A 21,905-nucleotide genomic window follows, 5' to 3' on the forward strand; every position below is an offset into this window, starting at 1 on the left:
GCGGACTGCGGTCCGCTTTTTTTATGCCCAATGCACGATGCGGCATGGGCATTTATCAGGCATCATGCGATGCATCGTTTGTGCAGAAAAAGGGAAATCAAATCATGAAAAAACGACAATTCCTCGCCGCCGGTCTGCTGGGCATGAGCAGCGTCGCCATCGCGGCAAACAAGAAGAAGCAAGCTTCCTGTGCCGGCAACAAGGACAGCGGTCCGGTGCTGCTGACCATCACCGGCGCCATTGGCGCGGGCAATCGCGGCGCACTCGATCCGGCGCTGGATCAGATGATGGCCAAGCAAAAGCTGCAATTCAACCGCGCCCATACGTTCGACTTTGCATCCCTGAGCGCCTTGCCGCAAACCACCATCAAGCCGACGCTGGAATACGACAGCAAGCAGCACGTACTGAGCGGTCCCTTGTTAAGCGATGTGTTGAGCGCTGCCGGTGCGGCAGCGGCCGGCGACGTGCTGTTGCGTGCCGTCGACGGTTATGCAGTGCAGGTGTCGATGGCCGATATCCGCAAGTACCGCTTCATCGTCGCCACGCATCTGGACGGCAAGGCGATTCCGCTGGGTGGTTTGGGGCCGTTGTGGGCAGTGTATGACGCAGACCGTTTTCCGGAGATCATGGAGAAACCGATCAGCGCGCGCTTCGCCTTGTGCCCGTGGGGCACGTATCACATCGAGGCTAAGACTTAAACCTGTTCGCCTCCCTACTGCGAAGCCGTGATCCGCTGCCGTACGGTGCTCGGGATCCTCGTGTACTTGAAGTACACTCCGGTGTCCTGCGCTCCGGTCGGCAACGGCTGACGGCTTCTCGCTACGGGAGGCAAACAGGTTTGTCTTCTACTTGACTCAGATATGCATCGCCGCCAGCGTGCCCAGGATGACGCTGGCGCCTGCTGCGGTATAGGAAATCTTCTTGAGCCAGTCCTTGCGCGTCAGCAGCGTGATGGCCGCCAGCGAGATGGCGATCTGGATCGCCGTCATGGCTTGCGCCCAGCGGTGATGCTGGTGCAGTTTGACTTCGGACAGTTCGTCCCATTCCTTGGATTGTTCTTCCAGCTTCTCCGCAGCTTTGCGGATGTCTTCTTTTTCCGACTTGTAGCGTTCCGCCGCCGCTGTGTATTTCGCCGCATCGACGCCGGGAATGGTCGCGGCCAGTTCGGCCAGGTTCTGGCGGCTGGATTTGGCCTGGTAATAATTCCACTGGTTCGCCGCTTCGGTCTTCTTGATGGCGGCGTTGTTCTTGTTCATCGCGGCGGCGCTTTCGGTGGAGCCGGCCTGGTAGCTGAACAGCGCGCCGATGGTCGCCATGATCGCGGTCATGACGGCGATCTTGCCGGCAAAGTTGTCGCCGCTGCCGTGCGCGTGTTCGGTGACATGTTCCAGATGATGTTCGTGCGGACTTGGGACTTCGAATTCTTCAGCCATGCGAGTGCTCTTTATAGATTTATCATGATGGAGTTGGCCGGCGTTGCCGCCGGGAACCTGCGCAACCCTCCTTGCGCATGCCATTAATGCGCAAGGGATGGGCTTAGTTGACCGCAGTTGCCGTTGTTGCCGGCTTTATCTGCTGCGTCATCTCTCCCTCGCGGCGGGCTGGGGTTTGTTACCATAGACGTTTTCCCGCAAAACCTTCGTTGAACCTGCCGAAAACCATTCCCATGAGCAAATTCTGGAGCCCCATCGTCAGCCGCCTGACGCCTTACACCCCTGGTGAACAGCCCAAGATCAGCAATCTGGTCAAGCTCAACACCAATGAAAACCCTTACGGCCCTTCGCCTAAGGCGGTTGCCGCGATGGCGCAGGAGGTTGGCGACAACCTGCGCCTGTACCCGAACCCCGATGCCGAGCCGCTGAAGCTGGCGATTGCCAAACGCCACGGCTTGTCGCCTGCACAAGTGTTTGTGGGCAACGGTTCCGATGAGGTACTGGCGCATGCTTTCCAGGCGCTGCTCAAGCATGGCGCGCCGATTTTGTTTCCAGACATCACCTATAGCTTCTACCCGACTTATGCGGGTTTGTATGAAGTGGCATATCGCACCGTACCGCTGGCGGATGACTTCTCGATTCGCGTCGATGATTACCTCGGCCATGGCGATGCCATCGGCGGAATCATCTTCCCGAATCCGAATGCGCCGACCGGTTGTCTGCTCGCACTCGACGCGATCGAACGCATGCTCGCAGGCAACCCAGACCGCGTGGTGATTGTCGATGAGGCGTATATCGATTTCGGCGGCGACAGCGCCATCGATCTGGTCGCGCGCCATCCGAACCTGCTCGTCGTGCAGACGCTGTCGAAGTCGCGCTCGCTGGCCGGCTTGCGCGTCGGCTTTGCGGTCGGCCATGCCGATCTCATCAGCGCGCTGGAACGGGTCAAGAATAGTTTCAATTCCTACCCGCTGGATCGCATCGCGATTGCCGGCGCAACCGCAGCGATGGAAGACGACGAGCACTTCGACACCACCCGCAAGGCGGTCATCGCCAGCCGCGGCAAGATGGTGGCGGATCTGACGGCATTGGGTTTTGACGTATTGCCGTCTGCGGCCAACTTCGTGTTCGCACGTCATCCGCAACATGACGCGGCGGGATTGGCGGCGTCCTTGCGCAGTGACGGCATCATCGTGCGTCACTTCACCAGCGCACGCATCAATCAGTTCCTGCGCATCACGGTTGGTACCGATGACGCATGCCAGACGCTGATCACTTCATTGCGCAAGCATCTGGCCTGAACGGATACACCGACGCTGCATGCGGGCTGATGGGCTGATTACAGCTCCAGATGCAGCGTCGTGCAACCCTCCGCCGGCAGCGCGCAGCAGATCAAAGCTTCATCCGCTTCCACCGCGAAGCCGGGCGTTTTCGCATAAGTCACTTCACCTTGCAGCACCCGCGTACGGCAAGTGCCACAGCGGCCGTCGCGGCAGCTGGATTCCGGGTTCAGGCCGCGCTGTTCTGCCAGCTCCAACAGCGAACCACTGTCTGACGTCCAGCGCGCCTCCTTGGCGGAGCGCATGAACACCACAGGCACGGCGTTTGTTGCCGCCGGTTTGAGCGGGATTTGTGGAGCCTGTTCATCGACCTGGCGTTGCAGGCCGGAAGGGCCGAATGCTTCCGCATGGATGCGCGCATCGATGACATTCATGGCGCGCAAGGCGTCGTACATCTGCTGCATGAATCCGGCCGGGCCGCAGAGATAAAAGTCGTAATCGTCGAAGGGCAAAGTTTTCTTCAGCAAGGCGATATCGATGCGTCCCGCCATATCGGTCTCTCCGGCATTTTTTTCCAGCTGACTCAGCACGCGCACGTGACGCGCACCGCCTTTACCGGCGTTGACCAGTGCAGCGATCTCTTCACCAAAAGCCAGCTCGGCTTTGCTGCGCGCCGACTGAAACAGCCATACCGGCCGCTGGTAGCGCTTGCGCATGCCCTCGTGTATCAGGTGCCGCAACATCGACAGCATGGGCGTGACGCCGACACCCGCCGCCAGCAATACGGCAGGACGACGCACGGCAGCATCGATGGTGAAATTGCCGGCGGGTGCGCGCGCTTCGATCACGTCATCCACCTTGATCGCGCCGTGCAGATGTTCGGAAAACAATCCCTGACGTTTCACACTGATGCGCAGGAATGCATCCGAGGGAGCGCTCGACAAGGTGTACTGACGGATCTGCACGCCTGCTCCCGGAACGTTCATCCGTACCGAGACATGTTGTCCCGCCGCCGCACCCGGCATGCCGGCGCCGTCGGCCGGCAACAGGTAAAACGATCGGATCGCGGCGCTCTCGTCGACGATCTTGCTGACACGAAACGGCCGCCATTGCGTGGCCAGTTCGGCAGCCTTGAGACGGGAGGCTGTGTCTTCCCAGCTTCCGGTGATCAGAGAATTGGGTGATGCGCCGGCGTCGACATCAATCCAGCGCAACGGCAGGGCAGCGGGCCGGCGTACGACTTGTTGCGGGGTAAAGCGCCACATGCGTTCGGCGCCCATGAAGGCCGCGACTTCCGGGGTATTGAGGATGACCTCGGCGCGCCCGCTCAGCTGCAGCAAATCGCCATTGCGGAAGTCCACAAAGACCAGACCTGCACGCGGGTTCAGCAAAAAATTTCCCAGCGTATTGAAGAACAAATTGCCGGAGAAATCCGGAATGGTCAGCGCACCATCGTCGTCTATGCGCACGAATCCCGGCTTGCCGCCGCGATGAGAAGCATCAACCTGTTTTTTGCCGTCGCGCACCACATAGGACGCGACGTAAAACGAATCCGCTGCACGGATCATGGCGGCAGCCTCGGCATCAAGCGCCGACAGGGTACTCACCGGACCGGCCGGCGCATCGGTGAATTCGTACTGGCGCAGCTGGATGTATTGCGGGCAATTGCCATAGGCCTGAGTGACGTCAATATGGAAGCGATCCTCCGACTGCCGGCTCACCAGACCATTCATGCGATTGCGGCGGCGGGTATGCAGTTCGATCCCCAGCATGCCGATACCGTCGCCGTCTTCCATGCCGGCGTCGGCGGGATCGAGAGGCTCGCGCGCCAGTTCGAGCGTGAGTTTTTCTGCGACGTCGGCATGCATGAAGCCGGGTCGACCCGCGCGCAAGGTCGCCCACACCTCGCCTTCGGCATCAACCGCACCCAGTATGACAAACGGTAACTGGGCGTAAAACTCGCGATGCTGATCAGGCATCCAGTCCCGGGCCATCTGGTTACGGCCAGTGTTGACCATGCGTTCGACGGCACCGACACTGCGCTGCAAAGTCAGCTCGCCTTCATGCCATGGAGAGCCGGAAGGTGCGACTGAAGTTGGCAGCGTCGCGTGTGTCGCGATGTCTGTTGGTGTCGGCTGTGTCGAAGTCATGATGGTGCTCCTTTTAAGCTGCCAGACCGACAGGCGTCTTCTGGAATGCGACAAAACCAGGCAGCGCTTCGATCCGCGCCAGCCATTGGCGGATCTGCGGATAGTCGCTCAGGTCGACATTGCCTTCGGGTGCGCTGGAAATATACGAGTAGAGGGCAATGTCGGCGATGGTGGCGTGTTCAGCCGCCAGCCATGGACGTGTCGACAGTTCTTGCTCCACCAGCGTCAGGATGGCGTGGGCACGGCGAATCGCGTCGTCGGCGTCAATCGGTGCGCCGAATACTGTAACCAGGCGGGCAGCAGCCGGGCCGCGTGCGATCTCGCCCGCAGCGACGGACAACCAGCGTTGTATTGCCGCTGCTGTTGCCGGGTTTTCCGGCAGCCAGTCGGTGCGTCCAAGCGACTTGGCCAGATAGATCAGGATCGCGTTGGAATCGCTGACGACGATGTCGCCGTCTTGCAGCACGGGAACCTGACCGAAGCGGTTGAGCTTCAGCAGTTCCGGGGATTTTTGTTCGCCCTTTTTCAGGTCGACCAGAACCAGTTCATGGTGCGCGCCCAGCAACGAGAGAAACAGGTGGGCACGGTGCGAATGGCCGGACAGAGGGTGGTGGTAGAGTTTCATGGCAGCTCCAGGTGGGTTGTAGGAGTCGCCAGTTTTGCCGATAACGCAGATGAAGAGAATCGCCGCCCGGGACAATGAACTATTCCCGGTTTGAGAATAATCCCGTCATTTCGGCCTCCATTACTCTTTAGCAGGCCGCTCCCCGCGCAGCTCGCCGACCGCGAGGTCAAGAAAGGCGCGCACCTTGCGCGCGGCGTGGCGGCCTTCATGTTGCACCACATGCACGGGCAGCGTCGGTGTTTCATGCTCACGCAATACTTCCACCAGTCGTCCATCCGACAGATGCGGCGCCACCATGTAGGACAGCACGCGCGTGATGCCGAAGCCGTCGAGCGCAGCGATGATGGCTTCATCGTTCGAGAGAACGGTCATGCGCGGCTGCACGCGCACGAGGGTGCTTGCATCGCCCTTGGTGAAGCGCCAGTCCGGCGACGTGGAGATGCTGTTTGACGACACGGTCACGTGTTGCCTGAGGTCATCCGGCACCTGCGGCGTGCCATGCTTGCTCAGATAATCCGGCGAGGCGCACACCACTCGTCGCACTGTGCCGACCGGGATCGCCTGATAGCTGGAATCGGGCAGGTGACCAATACGAACCGCCACATCGATACCTTCGTCCATCATGTTGATGATGCGATCGGCAAAACGGCATTCGACTTCGGCCTCGGGATAGCGTCGCAAATACTCCATCACGATGGGCGTGACATACATGCGGCCGAACAGCGCCGGCGCCGTCACCACCAGGCGACCGCGCACCGCGCCATGGGCGCCGGCGGCAAGGTCTTCCATTTCCGTGATATCGGCCAGCACACGGCGACAGTCTTCGGCATAGCGTGCGCCGACGTCGGTGACACGGACGATACGCGTGGTGCGTGTCAGCAGGCGCACGCCGATGGCTGTTTCCAGATCGCTGATAGCGCGCGTGACGACGGGCGGCGAGATTTTCATTTTTCTTGCAGCAGCGGCAAATCCACCTTCATCAACCACGGCAAGAAAAATCGCCATCGACTCAAGTCGATCCATATTATTCCCGGTTTTGTAATGGCTAATTATGATTTCAGGGTATTCGGATTATGCCCGAGATCATGAGTATTTCCTGTGTCCTCACGGTACCGTGAAACTTGGGATACTTAATTTTTCAGCAGAGTCAGCGGTCGTTGACGCCATGCCAGCAGCGCACCGATCAGCAAGGCCGCCGCAGAAAACATCAGCCCTTGCTGCAACCCACCGCTGCGATCGGCAATCCAGCCAACGATACTCGGGCCGACGATCTGTCCGGCTGCAAACACAATCGTGAACGCACTGATGCCGACCGACCAGCTGGCCGGCGGCAGATTGTGACGCACCAATGCGGTCGTCGACGCGACTGCAGAGAGAAACACACCGCCGAACATCAGGCCGGAAATGAACACCGCCACCGGCGCTGCAGTTACCGCCGGTAATAGCGTCGCGATGCTCAGCAAGGCATTGAGGATGGCCAGCGATTCGCCGCCTTTGAATTTGTCCAGCATGCCGGCCCATAACCGCGACGACGCCACCACGGCGACACCCAGCAGCGTATAAAACAGTGTGATCATGCCGGCCGACATGCCTTGTTCCTTCAGCAAGGCAATGACAAAAGTCATGTACCCGATATAGCCAAGTCCGAACATGAAATACCCCGTCAGGCCGAACGCCAGACTGCGATAGCGGACATGTTCTGCACCGCGCGCCTGCGACGGCAGATCAGGAATGCGCAGCGCGGGAGGTGCCATGAACGCCGTCGCGATCAGGCTGAGGATGCCCATCGCCAGCCACGCCCATTGCCAGCTGTGCGCCACGCCGTTGGCATTCGCAGCGGCAATCGTCAACGGCACCAGCCATGCGGAAATCACGATGCCGATACCGCTGCCGCCGTAGAACACGCCCAGCAAGAATCCGGCGCGTCGCGGATGCAGCGCTGCCAGTCGCGTCACCAGGATGCCACCGGTAATAAAAATGAATGCGCTGACAGCACCGGTGACGACACGCAAAAACAGCAAGCTTGCCGTATCGATGAACAAGCCGGACAGGGTGATGAAAAACGCTGTCGCCAGCGCGCCGCCGATCAGCATCTTGTGCGTGCCGAAGCGTCGTGCCAACGGTGGCGTGGCGAGTGCGCCGAGCAGGTAGCCGAGCGCATTGCCGGTGTTCATGCCGCCGGCGATGAGGTAGGGCCAGCCGAGGTCGGTACGCATTGGAGACAGCAATAGCGCATACGAGAAGCGCGCCACGCCGAGCGCGATTGCCGTGCCCAGCGACAGCGCCAGTGCGGTCAGCAGCGGATGGCGCATGATGAAATCGTGGTGAGCAGGGGACATAGTGCGCGCCTGTTCGGCGGCCGCAGTCGGATCGTGCATGGCTTGTCTCTTGAGCATCGACGGCTGATTGCCGTCTGGTTTTTATGGTGCGCCGAAGGATCGCTGTCGCACGGTGGCAAAGTGACAATGCAGACTGCGGCGCTGCTCAGAGTGTAGCGGATTGTGCCGACTCTTGTTGTCAGGCATGTGCTTGTTCAGGGGAGGTTGTGCCGTCACCGCATACGCGCAGGCAGGCATCAACCACGAGCGGGGCCAGGCGTGTGCCGCGCAAGCGCTGGATTTCCGTCAAGGCGGCGTCCATGCCGAGGCTCTTGCGATAGGGACGGTCTTCGGACATCGATTCGACGATGTCGGCGACGGTCAGGATGCGTGACTCCAGCATGATCTGGTCGCCGCGCAAGCCGCGTGGATAGCCGGAGCCGTCGAGATATTCGTGGTGGGCGTAGACAATGTCGGCAACCGGGTGCGTGAACGAGATGTGGCTCAGTACGTCGTAACTGGTCTGCACATGCGTCTTGATCAGCGTGAATTCCGCATCGGTGAGCCTGCCGGGTTTGTTGAGTATCTCCAGCGGAATATTGACCTTGCCGATATCGTGTACCAGTGCCGCCAGATGCAATGCTTCAAGCCGCGACGCGTCAAGCGCCAGATGACGGCCGATGCGCAAGGCCAGTGTGGCGACACGGCTTTCGTGTTGCGGCGTGTAGTCGTCGATCAGGTTTTGCAGCGAGAGCAGGGCATTGATTGCCTCGCGCTGAAGGATGGTGATTGAGGTAGTTGGCGTAGGCGTCAATGAGGACGGCGTCGGCGCAGGATGGTCGGTCAGATCAGACATTCAAAAAACTAAAACGGTGCCGCACAAAAACAGTGTGGGCGGAAAACAATCTTCGCATCCGGATGAAACAGCCGGCCCTTTTGCTGTTTGCTACTGCTGTCTGTATTTGACAGCAAAGTGACAGTGATTCAGCAGCGGTATGGGAGCAATTCGGAGGGATGCGAGATAATGGCGGCTGCCCGAAGTTTAATCCTCTCCTGATTGCATGACAACCGACCTGACCAATTCCACTTCCAACAATGCCAGCCTCGGGACATCGGCGTTGCCTGTGCGATGGCGACAAGTCGCTATTCCATTTTTCTTTTTCTTGTTGGGATTGTTGTACGCCAGCTGGGCTGCTCGCATTCCATCGATTCGCGACAACCTGCAGCTGGACCCGGCCACACTGAGTATGGTCTTGCTGTGCGGCGGTATCGGCGCGGTCGGCTCGTTTCCGCTGGCGGCATGGCTTAACGCACATGTCGGACCGCGCCGTACGACGTGGTATGCGGGACTGGTCTTGCTGCTGACCTTGCCGCTGCTCGGGATTGCTCCCAATCTGGTACTGCTGATGCTGTTCAGCGCGATGTATGGTGCCGCGTCGAGCTGCTTTGATGTAGCTATCAACGCCCTCGGTGCCGTCGCGGAAAAACAGGCCGGACGTTCCATCATGTCGCTCCTGCATGCCTGGTTCTGCGTCGGTACCTTCAGCGGTGCTTTGCTGGGCAGCGCTGTGGCTTCATTCGAGGTAGCGCCGTTCTGGCACTTCCTTGCATTGGCTCTGCTGTTTCTTGTGCCATTGCGTCTTGGTTATAAGGCCATGCCCAATGACCGGCCGGAGCCGAGCGCCGACAAAAAGATTTTTGCGATCCCGCACGGCCATCTGGTGGCGCTGGGCCTGATCGGTTTCTGCGGTGCGATTGTTGAGGGATCGATTGCCGATTGGAGCGGTCTGTACATGAAGGATCACATGCGCGCAGGCGACGGCGGTGCGCCGCTGGCCTATGCGGCGTTCGCCGGCATGATGCTGCTGGCGCGCTTGATTGGCGATCGTCTGAAAGAACGCTGGGGCGCCCGCAAGGTTGTCGGCTTTGGCTCATTGCTGGCGGCAGCTGGTGTGTTCGTCGCGGTGGCGGCAGTCAATATGCCGATGGCGATCATTGGTTTTGCAGTGGCCGGCAGCGGTGTGGCGATGGTGTTTCCGTTTATCTTCAGCGCGGCCGGGCGGCATGGCTCGATTGCGCTGGCCGGGGTGGCGACACTGAGTTACAGCGGCAGTTTGATCGGGCCGCCGATAGTCGGCTTTCTGGCACACGGATTCGGCCTGCAAGCGGGATTGGCGTTCATCGGCGTGCTGTGTATTGCGGTGGCGGCGGCTGCCAGCCGCGCAGTGTGGCTGGAGTAAGCCTGAAATAAGCCGAATTGATGAATTGATGAATTGATTTTTACCGGTAGAAGGAGTGCCTGCACATGAAACAATATTTGGCAGTGATGATGGTTGTATTGGGACTGGCCGCCTGTGCAGCTCAGCCGGCGGCCGATACAACAGCCGGTCTGACCAGCTCGCTGTGGGAGCTGACCAACTGGTCGGGCCATGAAATTCCACATGGCGATAATGGCGAGCCGGTAATCCTGAATTTTCAGGACAACGGCAAGGAAGCCAGCGTCAGCGGCCGCGCATGGTGCAATCGATTTACAGCACCGTATGTGTTGCGCGAAGGTCGCCGTTTAACGATAGGGCACGCTGCTGCGACACGCATGGCGTGCATGAGCAAGGCGATGGAGTTTGAGTCGGCTTTTCTCGACAAGCTGCAGGCGCTGGATCGCTACAAGATTGAGGGCGACAGCCTGAAATTGTTTGCCGTCGATGGCGAAGTCATGATGCTGCAGGCCCGCAAGAAAGAGGCAGCGCCGTCCTCCGGTGCCAGCGGCAAGTAATACCGGTACAAGTCTGAAATCGAACAAAGAAAGAGAAAAAAATGCGCGACCTGGTTTTTTTGCCCGGCTTCATGTTGAACGCTTCCCTCTGGGATGACATGCATGGCGATCTTGCCACCGTGGGCAATCTGCATTTCGGAGATCTGGGGCAGGATGCTTCCATTGCCGCGATGGCTGATCGCGTGCTGTCGACAGCGCCGGAAAAGTTCGTGCTGTTCGGCTTTTCGATGGGCGGTTTTGTGGCGCAGGCGATTACCCTGAAAGCGCCGGAACGTGTGCTTGGACTGGGCTTGTTGAATACCTCTTCGCGCCCGCAGAGCGAGAAGGAATCGGCCGGCACGCTGGCGCAGATCGCACTCGCGGAAAAGACGCCGTTCAAGGGATTGACCTCGCGCGCCCTGGCGTCGTCGCTGCATCCGGATCGTTCAACGGATCAGGGTTTGTTGCAACGTTTGCAAGCCATGGCGCTGGCTAACGGCAAGGAGGTTTTTCTGCGTCAGCTATCGACGCTGCGCGACGGCAGTTATGCCGACTTGCATCGCATCACCTGCCCCACGCTGATCGTGGCGAGCGATGCCGATCGTCTGCGGACGGTGGAAGAGTCGGAAGAAATGGCCCAGCGTATTCCCGCTGCGCGCTTTGAGATCGTACGTGATTGCGGTCATATGACGCCGATGGAAAAGCCGGAGGAGCTATTTCGCATCATCCGCGATTGGATCGCATCCTCGCGGCTGTAAGGCACGTAAGGCAAGGTTTTAAAGCACAAATGCAATACGCCGCTCGTAAGCGGCGTATTGTGGCATCGCATGAGTAAAGTAAAACCGGTAAGACTGGTTTTGCGGTCTACGTCCTCATGTCAGTGATGCGAGTGTCATTGCCTGGTCTCTTGATCTTCTGTTAATGCGCGCTGTTCCCGCGCTGTTCCCGCGCTGCTTCGGCTGATATCGAGCTCAGTGTGATTTGTCGTAAGGATCATCCTTGCGCGGGGCTTCGCTGGCGCGTTTGCCGCTGCCCTTATTCATCTCATCCAGTCCGCCGCTGCCGCGCAGGTCGGTATCTACCTGGCCTTCCCGGATGTCCTGATAGGCGCGGCGCATCTCCTTCTGATCCACGTCGCTGCGCTGGCTATCGCCGGACTGATCATGCTCATGGGGGAGACGGGCTTTGTTTTCCGGTTTTGGATGGCGGTCTTTTCTGGTGCGGAGAAAGCTGGTCATAAAATCCTCACGTGTATGGTGTCTGAACCAGTACGACATACAAGTGAGAAAGAAGTGCCGAAGAAGTGACGTTAGTTACAAACTCATTTGCAATCAATAAGCTTGTCCGACAGAACCCGTCTGTCGGAGTCATGTCGGCAGGATGTCGGTATCGCTCGCAAAGCCACGCCGGTTCTTGCTTTTCCGACGATGCGCGACATCGTCGGCGGCCGCTTAAATAGCGAGGCGTTGACGCGCCGCAGCGTATTCTTTTTCCAGACGATCCACCATTTCAGCCACCGTCGGTACGTCATCCATCAGGCCCACGGCCTGGCCTGCGCCCCAGATATCGCGCCATGCTTTGGCCTTGGTGTCGCCGCCGGAACCGAAATTCATCTTGGTCTTGTCCGCTTCCGGCAGATTGTCTGGATCGAGTCCGGCATTGACGATGGACTTCTTCAGGTAGTTGCCGTGCACGCCGGTGAAGAGGTTGGTATAGACCACATCGGCAGCGGTCGAGTCGACGATGGCCTGGCGATATTCGTCGGTGACGTTGGCCTCTTTTGTTGCCAGCCAGCGGGAACCGATATAAGCCAGATCCGCACCCATGGCTTGCGCCGACAGGATGGCGTCGCCCGTGGCGATCGCACCCGACAGGATCAGCGGGCCTTTGAAGAACTTGCGTACTTCGCCCACCAGTGCGAACGGCGACAGCGCACCGGCATGGCCGCCGGCACCGGCCGCCACCAGAATCAGTCCATCGACGCCGGCTTCCAATGCCTTCTGTGCATGGCGGATCGAAATCACGTCATGCAGCACAATGCCGCCGTAGCTATGGATGGCGTCCAGCATTTCCTTTGGTGGCGCGCGCAGGCTGGAGATGATGATCGGTACGCGATGCTTCACGCAGACTTCCACATCGTGGGCAAGGCGGTCATTGGACTGATGCACGATCTGGTTTACCGCGATCGGGCCAATGATGGCATCGGGATGAGCCGCTTTGTATTCTGCCAGTTCCGTCTGCAACTGCGTCAGCCAGACGTCGAGCTGTTCAGCCGGACGCGCGTTGAGCGCAGGGAAGGAGCCGACGATCCCCGCCTTGCACTGGGCCGCCACCAGCGCAGGACTGCTGGCAATGAACATCGGCGAAGCAATCACGGGCAAACGAAGGTTTTGCAGAATGTCGGGGATGGTGCGATTGGGCATGGCGGCGTCTCATCGTTGTAGGTAATCCAAAGATTATAGGATAAAAATATTACGATCGTGCTTTTTTGTGTTGTTGCATCAAATGATTTTTGCTTTTGATCGAACTTTTCATTTTGTAAACATGTTATTTTTTCTACAAATCAGCCTATAAATACTTCGACCCGTTGCATGGCACATGACTTGCATCCGTGTAGACAGGCCAATCCCGGCTGAATTCAAGGTAATCTTTCCGAGGGGGATATATGAATACCTTTCTGATCGTGGCCGCCATTGCCGGCGGACTTATCGGTGCTGCAGCTCTTCACAGCCGCTATTTGCAGGCGCGTCTGAAACACATACGCACTCGTAGTCGCTACACGCACTGACGCATACCGCAACAACAGCACGAGAACAAAGCAGTAAAGATTACTCAGGCATCGCCCGTGGGTGATGCCCAGTCGTCTTCAGTCGCTGTGCATACCAGGCGCCGATCAAGCATTTCTTTGTAGAAATCAAGGAGGGTAGCCCATGGGTAAGCTGTTTACGTTGAAGCGAAGTTTTCTGCTGTTTTTTGCAGTGCTCGCCGTGTTGTCGATCTTGATGGCATGTGCATTGCAATTGATCCTGCGTGCGCAGAATGAGATCGAGAGATCCGGCGACGCCCGCTACAATTCGTATAAGCTCGCTGTCGAAGTTCGTAATACTTCTGAACGCCTGACGGCGGCAGTTCGCAGCTACGTGGTCACAGGCGACGCCAGATACGAAACACTCTACTGGGATATCGTTGCCGTCGTCGACGGCAAGAAACCGCGCCCGGACGGTCGCACCATTCCCCTTGTTGATCTGATGAAGCAAGCCGGCTTTACCGAGCAGGAATTCGCCAAACTCAACGAAGCGCAATCGCTCTCCATCGGCCTGATAAAAACCGAAGAAATCGCCATGCATGCCGTCAAGGGCGAATACGACGACGGTGCCGGCAAGTTCACCAAAAAGGACGAGCCCAACCTGGAAACGGCGCGCAAACTGGTGCACGACGACGCTTATGAAAAGAAGAGCGCCGCGATCATGAAGCCGATCAACGAATTCCAGCAACTGCTCGATCAGCGCACTTCCCGTGAGCTGGACAAGGCGCGCGCCGACGGCAGAAAAGCTTATATGTTGGCGCTTGCGATGCTGGCGTTGATGGTCATCATCTCGGTAGCGGTGCTGTATGCGCTGTACGTGCTGATCAAGAAGCAGATCGACCAGAGTCTTGACGCAGCAGAAAGATTGGCTACCGGAGACCTCACCGTCAAGCTTGCTATTGAGCGCGACGATGAAATCGGCCGGCTCATGGCGGCCATCAACGGCATCGGGGAAGGTCTTGCGAGCGTCGTCGGCAATGTGCGCAGCGGCACCGAAACCATCAATGTCGCGTCGAAAGAAATTGCCATCGGCAACGCCGATCTCTCCAGCCGCACCGAGTCACAGGCGTCAGGATTGGAAGAAACCGCCAGCTCGATGGAAGAACTGACCTCTACCGTGCGCCAGAACGCCGACAACGCGCGTCAGGCAAACTCACTGGTGACGTCCGCATCCGAACTGGCAATCAAAGGCGGTGAAGTGGTGGGCAATGTCGTGCAGACCATGGGATCAATCAAGGAAAGCTCCAGCAAGATCGTCGACATCATCAGCGTGATCGACGGTATTGCGTTTCAGACCAACATCCTCGCATTGAACGCTGCCGTGGAAGCGGCGCGGGCCGGAGAGCAAGGCCGCGGGTTTGCAGTGGTGGCTTCTGAAGTGCGCAGTCTGGCACAGCGTTCGGCATCAGCCGCCAAGGAAATCAAGGAACTCATCGGCGACTCAGTCGGCAAGGTCGACGCGGGCGGCAAACTGGTCGACGACGCTCGCGCGACGATGGGAGAAATCGTCACCTCGGTCAAACATGTGGCCGACATCATGGGCGAAATTACGGCGGCGAGCCAGGAGCAAAGTGTCGGCATCGAAAGCGTCAACCGCGCCATCACGCAGATGGATGAAATTACGCAGCAGAACGCGGCATTGGTGGAACAGGCTGCGGCAGCCGCGGAGAGTCTGCAAGAGCAGGCTGGCTTGCTCACGCAGGCGGTCAGCGTGTTCAAGCTGTCGGGCGCGCATCATTCCGATGTGCGTGCTGTGGCATCCGGTGCACTACCAAAATCACCAAAGCCCACATACAAGGCTGCGCCGACACCGAAGTCGTGGGCTGAACCTTCCAAGCCATCCAGCTCGCCCAAATCAGTGAGCAAACCTGCGCTTCCGGCTGCATCGTCTGGGTCCGCGTCCGCGGGCAGCAAGGTCAAATCAACAACTACGGACGAAAACTCTTGGGAAGAGTTTTAAGCCCCGGTACGAACAAACAAAAATGAACAAACAAAAAAGCGGCGTGACCGGAGATGGTCACGCCGCTTTTTATTTCAGGCAACTCAAATCGCCCGGACTACTTGAATGAGGGTTCAGCCTTTGCGCTTTGCCGCAATGGCGTTGCCGGCGCGACTGACCGCCTTGCGTCCCAGATGCTCAGATATGAATTGTCCGGCATCGACGACGATGTCCAGATCGATACCGGTTTCGATACCCAGGCCTTGCATCATGTACAGCACGTCTTCCGAGGCAACGTTGCCGGTGGCGCCCTTGGCGTAAGGACAGCCGCCCAGCCCGGCGACTGACGAGTGATAAATCGTGATACCCACTTCCAGGCTGGCGTAGATGTTGGCCAGTGCCTGACCGTAGGTGTCATGAAAGTGACCGGACAAACCATCGATGTTGAATTCGCGAATTGCCGCTTGCATCACCGGCGCGACCTTGTTCGGAGTCGCCACGCCGATGGTGTCGGCGATGTCGATTTCATCACAGCCCAGATCGCGAAAACGGCCGACCACATCCGAGACCGATGACAGCGGCACCTCGCCCTGATACGGGCAACCGAAGGCGCAGCTGACCGCAGCGCGCAGACGGATCTTGTGCTCCTTGGCCGCTTGCGCGACCTCACGGAAACGCTCGATCGATTCGGCAATCGAGCAGTTGATGTTCTTTTGCGAGAAGGCCTCCGACGCTGCGCCAAAAATCACGACCTCATCGGCACCGGCCGCCAACGCTGCCTCAAAGCCCTTCATGTTGGGCGTCAGCGCCGAATAGATCACGCCGGGTTTGCGCGTGATGCCTTGCATGACTTCGCTTGAGGTCGCCATCTGCGGCACCCATTTCGGCGAGACGAAAGAGGCGGCTTCGACATTGACGAAACCGGCGGAAGTCAGCCGGTTCACCAGCTCGATCTTGACTTCGGCGGAGATGGTTTCCTTCTCGTTCTGCAAGCCGTCGCGTGGGCCGACTTCAACGATTTTTACTTTCTTGGGCAAGCTCATGGGGTGTCTCCTCTGCCTAGTCGGCTATGCATTTGAATATGATTTTGATGATATCAGTTTGCCTGCGGGATGCTTTCAACCGGAGCGACGGGCACCAAGGCGACATCAGCCACCGGCGCACCGGTCATCGCCTGCAATTGCTGCGCCGTCAGATTGAAGACGGCATGCGGATGTCCCGCCGCCGCCCACACGCTGTCGTAACGAAACAGATCCTGATCCAGCAGCATGACCGGTTTGACGGCATGGCCGATTGGACAGACGCCGCCGATGACATAACCGGTTTTCTCACGCACGAACTTCGCGTCGGCTTTACCCAACGGTCCGACTTGCGCCGCCACCTTGGCCTCATCGACGCGATTGCTGCCGCTGGCAATCACCAACACCGGCGCATCGTCGGACAAGCGACGGAAGATGATCGACTTGGCAATCTCCGCCACGCTGCAACCGAGACCGGCAGCCGCTTCGGCCGAGGTGCGTCCGGCGCTGGACAGCATGACCACTGGTTTGTCGTGCTTCAGCTCGCTTAATAAATTGGCGACGCGCTGTGCGGAGTCGGGCAGTGCATCGGCGTGCTGATGTTGTTCCATGCTTAATATCCTTTGTTGCGATCGACGAGTCCGACCACGCGTTCGCCACGATCCAACGCAACGATCTTCTCTGCGATCTGGCGGGCAGCCTCGCTGCGTACGGTCAGCGCAGAAATATGCGGCGTGATGGCGATGCGCGGGTCTTGCCAGAACGGATGTTGCGGCGGCAACGGCTCTTCCTGAAATACATCCAGCGTGGCACCGGCAATCTGGCCGCTTTCCAGTAGCGGCGGCAGATCGGCCTCGACCAGATGACCGCCGCGCGCCAGATTGACCAGATAGGCACCGCGTGGCAGCTGCGACAAGGTCTCGCGATTGAGGATGCCTGCCGTGTCGGGTGTCAGCGGCAGCATGCAGATCAGCACGCGTGCGCCTTGCAGGAATTGGTTCAGTTGCTCCGTACCGGCATAAGCTTTGACACCGGGTAGCGTCTTCGGGCTGCGGCTCCAGCCGCTGACCTGAAAGCCGAAATGTTGCAGGCTCTCGGTGATACGTTGTCCCAACACGCCCAGTCCCAGCACGCCGATACCGAAGTCGCTGCGCTCGAAAGGCGGCAGCGGCTTCCATTCGCCGCGGCGCGACAGCTGTTCATACTCATCCAGGCGACGGTAGTAGCGCAGCACGGCATGCGTGGCGAATTCGGCCATCTGCTCCGCCATGCCGCCGTCGTCGATGCGGATCAACGGCAGATTGTCCGGCACTACGTTCAGTTGCAGGATCGCATCGACACCCGCACCAAGATTGAAGACGGCCTTCAATTCGGGATGCCCTTGCAGCATCTCGACCGGCGGCTTCCACACGATGGCGTAATCAGCCGGTGCAGTGTCGCCGGATTGCCAGACGCGAATCTCGGCATGCGGCATGGCAGAACGTAAATCACGCAACCAGGCATCCTGGTTGACGGTGTCGGCGGTTTGAAAAAGGATGCGCATCGCGTCAGGAGAGATGAGAGTGGAGTAAGCCGCTGATTTTACCTGCAACGCATCATCGCTGCCGCCGGTGGATCTTCCATTTGTCATCAACCTGCATTGTGCAGCATGACGCCGTCGCTGCTCGCTGCGCCTGCCTTGATCAGCTGAGCGCTCGCCCAATCGGCCAGCGCTTCGTCGCTGAGTTGGAAGTAGCGGCGATTGCATCGGGCCAGCAAGGGAATATCCGCCATCATCGAAGCCACATCGAGCAAGGGAATCGCCTGTCTTTCCAGCAGCAAAAACTTGAGCATGACCTTGACGCTGTTCTGCGCATTACGCAGCGGATCGGCCTCCAAATAATCGAGGCGCGAATAAGCTGTCGCCAGCGCTTGCTTCACCTCCGTGAACGGTGCACCATGACCCGGAATCACCACCCGCACATCAAGTCCCGCAATCAGGTTCAGCGTTGCGCGTGCTTCGGCAAAACCCGATTCACCGTCCAGCTCGGGAAAAATCACGCCAAAGCCGTTCTGCCACAAAGCATCGGCCGAGATCAGGATGCCTTCCTGTGCACAATAGAGAATCAAGGAATGCGGATCGTGGCCGGGTGCGGCGAGTGCGGTCCATGCCAGATTACCAAGTTGCAAGGTGTCGCCATCCTGCAAGGTGTCGTCGAAACTGAAGCGTGGACATTGCTGGCCGGTTTCTCTGTAGCTCAGCGCGTTCTCATCCCAGCGCGCCACCTTGTCGGCCTCGGCATGCGGGATCGTTGTGCGGCAACGGTAACGCGCCTGCAAGGCAGCGTTGCCGCCGCAATGGTCGGAATGCAGATGGGTATTGATCACGCGATCAAGTTGCGGCGCACGGCCTCGTTCGTTCAGTACATGTTCGATCAGCGCCAGGGTTTGCGCAGCATGCGTGACATAACCGGTATCGACCAGCGCCGTCTCTTCCGCACCGAGAAACAGAACGTTGTTGGACGACAGCCAGCCGCGCTCAAGTACATATACGCTGGACGGCAGGCCGTAGGGATGGGCGCGCATGGACGACGATCAGCCCGGCGTGAACGCCAGCAACTGTGCGCCTTCCGTCACCTGATCGCCGACTACATACAGCAACTCGTCGATGACGCCATCGGCGGGTGCCGCGATCGTATGTTCCATCTTCATCGCTTCCATGATCAGCAGCGGTGCGCCCTTGGTGACGCTGTGGCCTTTCTCGACCAGCACGGCGACGATCTTGCCCGGCATCGGCGCCGTCAGGCGGCCGCCCTCGCTTTCGCTGTGGCCGGCATGCGCCAGCGGATCGTCCCATGTCAGCACGGCATGACGGCCTTGATGGAAGACGTGGAAGGTGTCGGCATCGCGCACCACATTGCCGGCGAGTGTGGAATCGTCCAGCGTGATGCGAAGATCCGCAGCGCCTTGCTTGTCAAAGCGCAGCGTGTGCTGAACGCCGTCACGGTGCAACGTCCATTGCCGGTCGCTGCGATATTCGACATGAATCTGATAAGCGCCAGCCTCGTCGGCAAACTGCAATGCGCGCAGCAAGCTGCTGTTCATGCGCCAGCCGCTGGTGTGCGCCCATGGGTTATTGCTGTCGCCGACACGTTCCGCTTCTTGCGAAAGCAGCAGTGAGGCCGCCATTGCCAGCGTGGCTGTCGATGCCGGCTGCAGCGCAGGGAACAGCGCATCGTGATGGCGTTCGATCAACCCGGTATCGAGATCCGCCGTGGAGAACGCCTGTCCGGCGATCAAGCGTTGCAGGAAGCCGATGTTAGTGGCAAGTCCGACGATGCGGTACTGCGCCAGCGCCGCGGCCATATTGGCCAGTGCGGCATTGCGGTTCTTGCCCCAGACGATCAGCTTGGCGATCATCGGATCATAGAACGGCGAAATCGCATCGCCTTCACGTACACCCGAATCGATACGCACCGCCGCCGGTGTCTGGGTATGGCTGTCGACGCGGAAATGTACCGCCGGGGGGGTATGCAGATAGCGCAGCGTCCCGATCGATGGCAAGAAACCCTTCTCCGGATTCTCCGCATAAATGCGCGCTTCGATGGCATGGCCGTTGAGCTGCAATTGCTCCTGACGCAGCGGCAGATGTTCACCGAATGCCACGCGCAATTGCCATTCCACCAGATCGAGGCCGGTGATCATTTCGGTCACCGGATGTTCGACCTGCAGGCGCGTGTTCATTTCCATGAAGTAGAACGAGCCGTCTTGATTGGCAATGAATTCCACCGTGCCCGCGCCGACATAGCCGACCGCCTTGGCAGCGGCGACGGCTGCTTCACCCATGGCGCGACGGCGTTCTTCGCTCATACCGGGAGCAGGCGCTTCTTCCAATACCTTCTGATGGCGGCGCTGCACCGAGCAATCGCGTTCAAACAGATAGACGCATTCGCCATGGCTGTCGGCGAACACCTGAATCTCGATATGGCGCGGGCGTGTCAGGTAACGCTCCACCAGCACCTTGTCGTCGCCGAAGCTATTGATCGCTTCACGTTTACACGATGCCAGCGCGGCTTTGAAGTCTTCCGGTTTGTCGACAATACGCATGCCCTTGCCGCCGCCGCCTGCGCTTGCCTTGAGCAGCACCGGATAGCTGATGCCATCGGCTTCCTTTTGCAGGAAGTCTGCATCCTGATTGTCGCCGTGATAACCGGGAACCAGCGGCACCTTGGCTTTTTCCATCAAGGCCTTGGCGGCCGACTTCGATCCCATTGCATGGATCGCCGATGCAGGCGGGCCGATAAAGACTAATCCAGCTTTCGCGCAGGCCTCCGCAAAACCGGCGTTCTCCGACAGAAAACCGTAGCCGGGATGGATCGCCTGTGCGCCGGTCGCCAACGCCACGGCGATGATCTTGTCGCCCAGCAGATAGCTTTCCTTGGCCGGGGCGGGGCCGATCAACACCGCTTCATCGCAGACGGTCACGTGTTTGGCCTGTGCGTCGGCTTCCGAATACACGGCAACGGTCTTGATGCCGAGCTTGCGCGCGGTTTCGGCAACCCGGCAAGCGATTTCGCCGCGATTGGCGATCAGTATTTTGCTGAACATCTTGTCTCCTTTTTGCATCTTCTGAATAGAAGAATTATTTTCCCGGTTCAGTCGGGGGCATTATTTTTTGTACCGCCGCCGTCTTCGTATTTCGATGAGACGCAATTTCCGCCAATAATTGCCGACGCATCAGCTCCCGTTCGGCGACATCTGTTTTCCAGACGATGTGATCATCGATTGCGTAGGGATAGCAATTTGATTTCGCCGCATTCTGGCAAGTGATCAGTGCAGAAGCGAGCGCGTCTTTTCCCGTGCGATACGCCCAATGTCCATTCTCGGAAATGACGAAGCTGCGCGGCAGAGGACGTGTCAGATAAAGGGCGTAGCTGTCTTTGGCAAATTGACCGACATAGGGGATGGCCTCGGCGTTGGCCAATTCAGCAAAACCGGTATCGGGAGGAAGTGCAAATTCGCTTTGAAGCGGCTGTTTCGCTGCATTGCGGCTGGCCTGAATCTTTTGCTTGTTCGCCTGGCGGATATCCGTGAAGTCGGTCTTCCCCATCATCTCGGCAACGGCCAGTTCCGTGAACTTGTTGTAGAGCCAGTTGACGCGTGTACTGTCTCCTCCAGCTATACCGCCCAGTCCATACGAGGCCGTAACGTCGAAGGCATGGACTTGTCTATTGCCGCTGTCGAAGATGCGGACTTTGCCGTCGATCGAATCCGTCCCTGCCATGATGCCCCACATAATTGCGTTGAACGCAGAGCGGATCCGGAAACGGGTAATGGTGATTTCTGCGTGATAAGGCGAGTCAGCTTTCACCAAATCCAAGCTGCCGAGTTTGCGTTCGACGAAATCCAGCAACTCCTTCTGGCTGAAAATAGGATTTTCGGCTTGCAACAACCTTGCCTCTTCCGACAATTTCAGTTCCACGGAATTGATGGAGGTCGTAGCGAAAGTGGATTTCATGGAGCCGTTTTCTCTCTGTATCGTGCCGGCGCAGCCGGACAGCAATGCGACGCACGACAAAATCAGAGCCCAGTAATTTTTCATTT

21 protein-coding genes are annotated in these 21,905 nt (G+C 58.7%); 7 read left to right on the forward strand and 14 right to left on the reverse strand.

Features of this window, described 5'->3' with window-relative positions:
- Nucleotides 1-104 precede the first annotated feature (104 nt).
- On the forward strand, nt 105-698 hold the full coding sequence (locus PQR63_RS07090) for a putative pterin-binding protein (protein ID WP_408166839.1): 594 nt from the start codon (nt 105-107) through the stop codon (nt 696-698).
- Nucleotides 699-854: 156 nt separating this feature from the next.
- Here the strand turns inward: PQR63_RS07090 and PQR63_RS07095 are convergent, their stop codons facing one another.
- Nucleotides 855-1,433 carry a DUF4337 domain-containing protein gene (locus tag PQR63_RS07095; protein WP_408166840.1) on the reverse strand — a complete coding sequence of 193 codons (579 nt, stop codon included), beginning with the start codon at nt 1,431-1,433 and terminating at the stop codon, nt 855-857.
- 233 nt (nt 1,434-1,666) lie between these two features.
- Between PQR63_RS07095 and hisC the strand changes: the two genes are divergently transcribed.
- A complete protein-coding gene (gene hisC / locus PQR63_RS07100; protein WP_408166842.1) occupies nt 1,667-2,734 on the forward strand; it encodes a histidinol-phosphate transaminase in 1,068 nt (355 codons plus the stop codon).
- A 38-nt stretch (nt 2,735-2,772) separates the two neighbouring features.
- Here hisC and PQR63_RS07105 read toward each other — a convergent pair whose 3' ends face one another.
- From PQR63_RS07105 to PQR63_RS07125, 5 genes are all read right to left on the reverse strand, one after another.
- Complete coding sequence (locus PQR63_RS07105) at nt 2,773-4,863, reverse strand: 2Fe-2S iron-sulfur cluster-binding protein (protein WP_408166844.1); 2,091 nt, start codon at nt 4,861-4,863, stop codon at nt 2,773-2,775.
- Nucleotides 4,864-4,876: 13 nt separating this feature from the next.
- Nucleotides 4,877-5,488: a glutathione S-transferase family protein gene (locus PQR63_RS07110; RefSeq protein ID WP_408166846.1), complete on the reverse strand. Its 612-nt coding sequence runs from the start codon at nt 5,486-5,488 to the stop codon at nt 4,877-4,879.
- A gap of 120 nt (nt 5,489-5,608) precedes the next feature.
- Entirely contained in the window at nt 5,609-6,511 is a 903-nt protein-coding gene (locus tag PQR63_RS07115) for a LysR family transcriptional regulator (RefSeq protein ID WP_408166847.1), read from the reverse strand.
- Between the two features lie 107 nt (nt 6,512-6,618).
- Nucleotides 6,619-7,866, reverse strand: a complete 1,248-nt coding sequence (locus PQR63_RS07120) for a YbfB/YjiJ family MFS transporter (protein WP_408166848.1) — start codon at nt 7,864-7,866, stop codon at nt 6,619-6,621.
- Nucleotides 7,867-8,005: 139 nt separating this feature from the next.
- On the reverse strand, nt 8,006-8,662 hold the full coding sequence (locus PQR63_RS07125; protein WP_408166850.1) for an HD-GYP domain-containing protein: 657 nt from the start codon (nt 8,660-8,662) through the stop codon (nt 8,006-8,008).
- Between the two features lie 205 nt (nt 8,663-8,867).
- Here PQR63_RS07125 and PQR63_RS07130 point away from each other — a divergent pair, with 205 nt between their 5' ends.
- From PQR63_RS07130 to PQR63_RS07140, 3 genes are all read left to right on the forward strand, one after another.
- Entirely contained in the window at nt 8,868-10,046 is a 1,179-nt protein-coding gene (locus PQR63_RS07130; RefSeq protein ID WP_408166852.1) for an MFS transporter, read from the forward strand.
- Between the two features lie 65 nt (nt 10,047-10,111).
- Entirely contained in the window at nt 10,112-10,579 is a 468-nt protein-coding gene (locus PQR63_RS07135; protein ID WP_408166854.1) for an META domain-containing protein, read from the forward strand.
- 41 nt (nt 10,580-10,620) lie between these two features.
- Nucleotides 10,621-11,316 (forward strand): alpha/beta fold hydrolase, encoded by a 696-nt coding sequence (locus tag PQR63_RS07140; RefSeq protein ID WP_408166856.1) that lies wholly within the window; start codon nt 10,621-10,623, stop codon nt 11,314-11,316.
- 213 nt (nt 11,317-11,529) lie between these two features.
- Here PQR63_RS07140 and PQR63_RS07145 read toward each other — a convergent pair whose 3' ends face one another.
- Both PQR63_RS07145 and PQR63_RS07150 read right to left on the reverse strand, forming a co-directional pair.
- Nucleotides 11,530-11,796: a hypothetical protein gene (locus tag PQR63_RS07145; protein WP_408166858.1), complete on the reverse strand. Its 267-nt coding sequence runs from the start codon at nt 11,794-11,796 to the stop codon at nt 11,530-11,532.
- A gap of 213 nt (nt 11,797-12,009) precedes the next feature.
- On the reverse strand, nt 12,010-12,981 hold the full coding sequence (locus PQR63_RS07150) for an NAD(P)H-dependent flavin oxidoreductase (protein ID WP_408166860.1): 972 nt from the start codon (nt 12,979-12,981) through the stop codon (nt 12,010-12,012).
- A 242-nt stretch (nt 12,982-13,223) separates the two neighbouring features.
- Between PQR63_RS07150 and PQR63_RS07155 the strand changes: the two genes are divergently transcribed.
- Together PQR63_RS07155 and PQR63_RS07160 are read left to right on the forward strand one after the other, a co-directional pair.
- Complete coding sequence (locus tag PQR63_RS07155) at nt 13,224-13,346, forward strand: hypothetical protein (RefSeq protein ID WP_408166862.1); 123 nt, start codon at nt 13,224-13,226, stop codon at nt 13,344-13,346.
- Nucleotides 13,347-13,488: 142 nt separating this feature from the next.
- A complete protein-coding gene (locus PQR63_RS07160) occupies nt 13,489-15,324 on the forward strand; it encodes a methyl-accepting chemotaxis protein (protein ID WP_408166864.1) in 1,836 nt (611 codons plus the stop codon).
- Between the two features lie 113 nt (nt 15,325-15,437).
- On the opposite strand, the gene PQR63_RS07165 is transcribed toward PQR63_RS07160, so the two are convergent.
- From PQR63_RS07165 to PQR63_RS07190, 6 genes are all read right to left on the reverse strand, one after another.
- On the reverse strand, nt 15,438-16,346 hold the full coding sequence (locus PQR63_RS07165; protein ID WP_408166865.1) for a hydroxymethylglutaryl-CoA lyase: 909 nt from the start codon (nt 16,344-16,346) through the stop codon (nt 15,438-15,440).
- A 53-nt stretch (nt 16,347-16,399) separates the two neighbouring features.
- Nucleotides 16,400-16,933 carry a YbaK/EbsC family protein gene (locus PQR63_RS07170; protein ID WP_408166867.1) on the reverse strand — a complete coding sequence of 178 codons (534 nt, stop codon included), beginning with the start codon at nt 16,931-16,933 and terminating at the stop codon, nt 16,400-16,402.
- A gap of 2 nt (nt 16,934-16,935) precedes the next feature.
- Nucleotides 16,936-17,865, reverse strand: a complete 930-nt coding sequence (locus tag PQR63_RS07175; RefSeq protein ID WP_408167432.1) for a 2-hydroxyacid dehydrogenase — start codon at nt 17,863-17,865, stop codon at nt 16,936-16,938.
- Between the two features lie 86 nt (nt 17,866-17,951).
- Complete coding sequence (locus PQR63_RS07180) at nt 17,952-18,887, reverse strand: MBL fold metallo-hydrolase (RefSeq protein ID WP_408166869.1); 936 nt, start codon at nt 18,885-18,887, stop codon at nt 17,952-17,954.
- A gap of 9 nt (nt 18,888-18,896) precedes the next feature.
- Nucleotides 18,897-20,909: an acetyl/propionyl/methylcrotonyl-CoA carboxylase subunit alpha gene (locus PQR63_RS07185; RefSeq protein ID WP_408166871.1), complete on the reverse strand. Its 2,013-nt coding sequence runs from the start codon at nt 20,907-20,909 to the stop codon at nt 18,897-18,899.
- A gap of 34 nt (nt 20,910-20,943) precedes the next feature.
- On the reverse strand, nt 20,944-21,903 hold the full coding sequence (locus PQR63_RS07190) for a DUF4410 domain-containing protein (protein ID WP_408166873.1): 960 nt from the start codon (nt 21,901-21,903) through the stop codon (nt 20,944-20,946).
- Between the last annotated feature and the right edge of the window lie 2 nt (nt 21,904-21,905).

It is taken from the genome of Herbaspirillum rhizosphaerae (assembly GCF_046025915.1).
Taxonomy (GTDB): Bacteria; Pseudomonadota; Gammaproteobacteria; order Burkholderiales; family Burkholderiaceae_D; genus Herbaspirillum; species Herbaspirillum rhizosphaerae_A.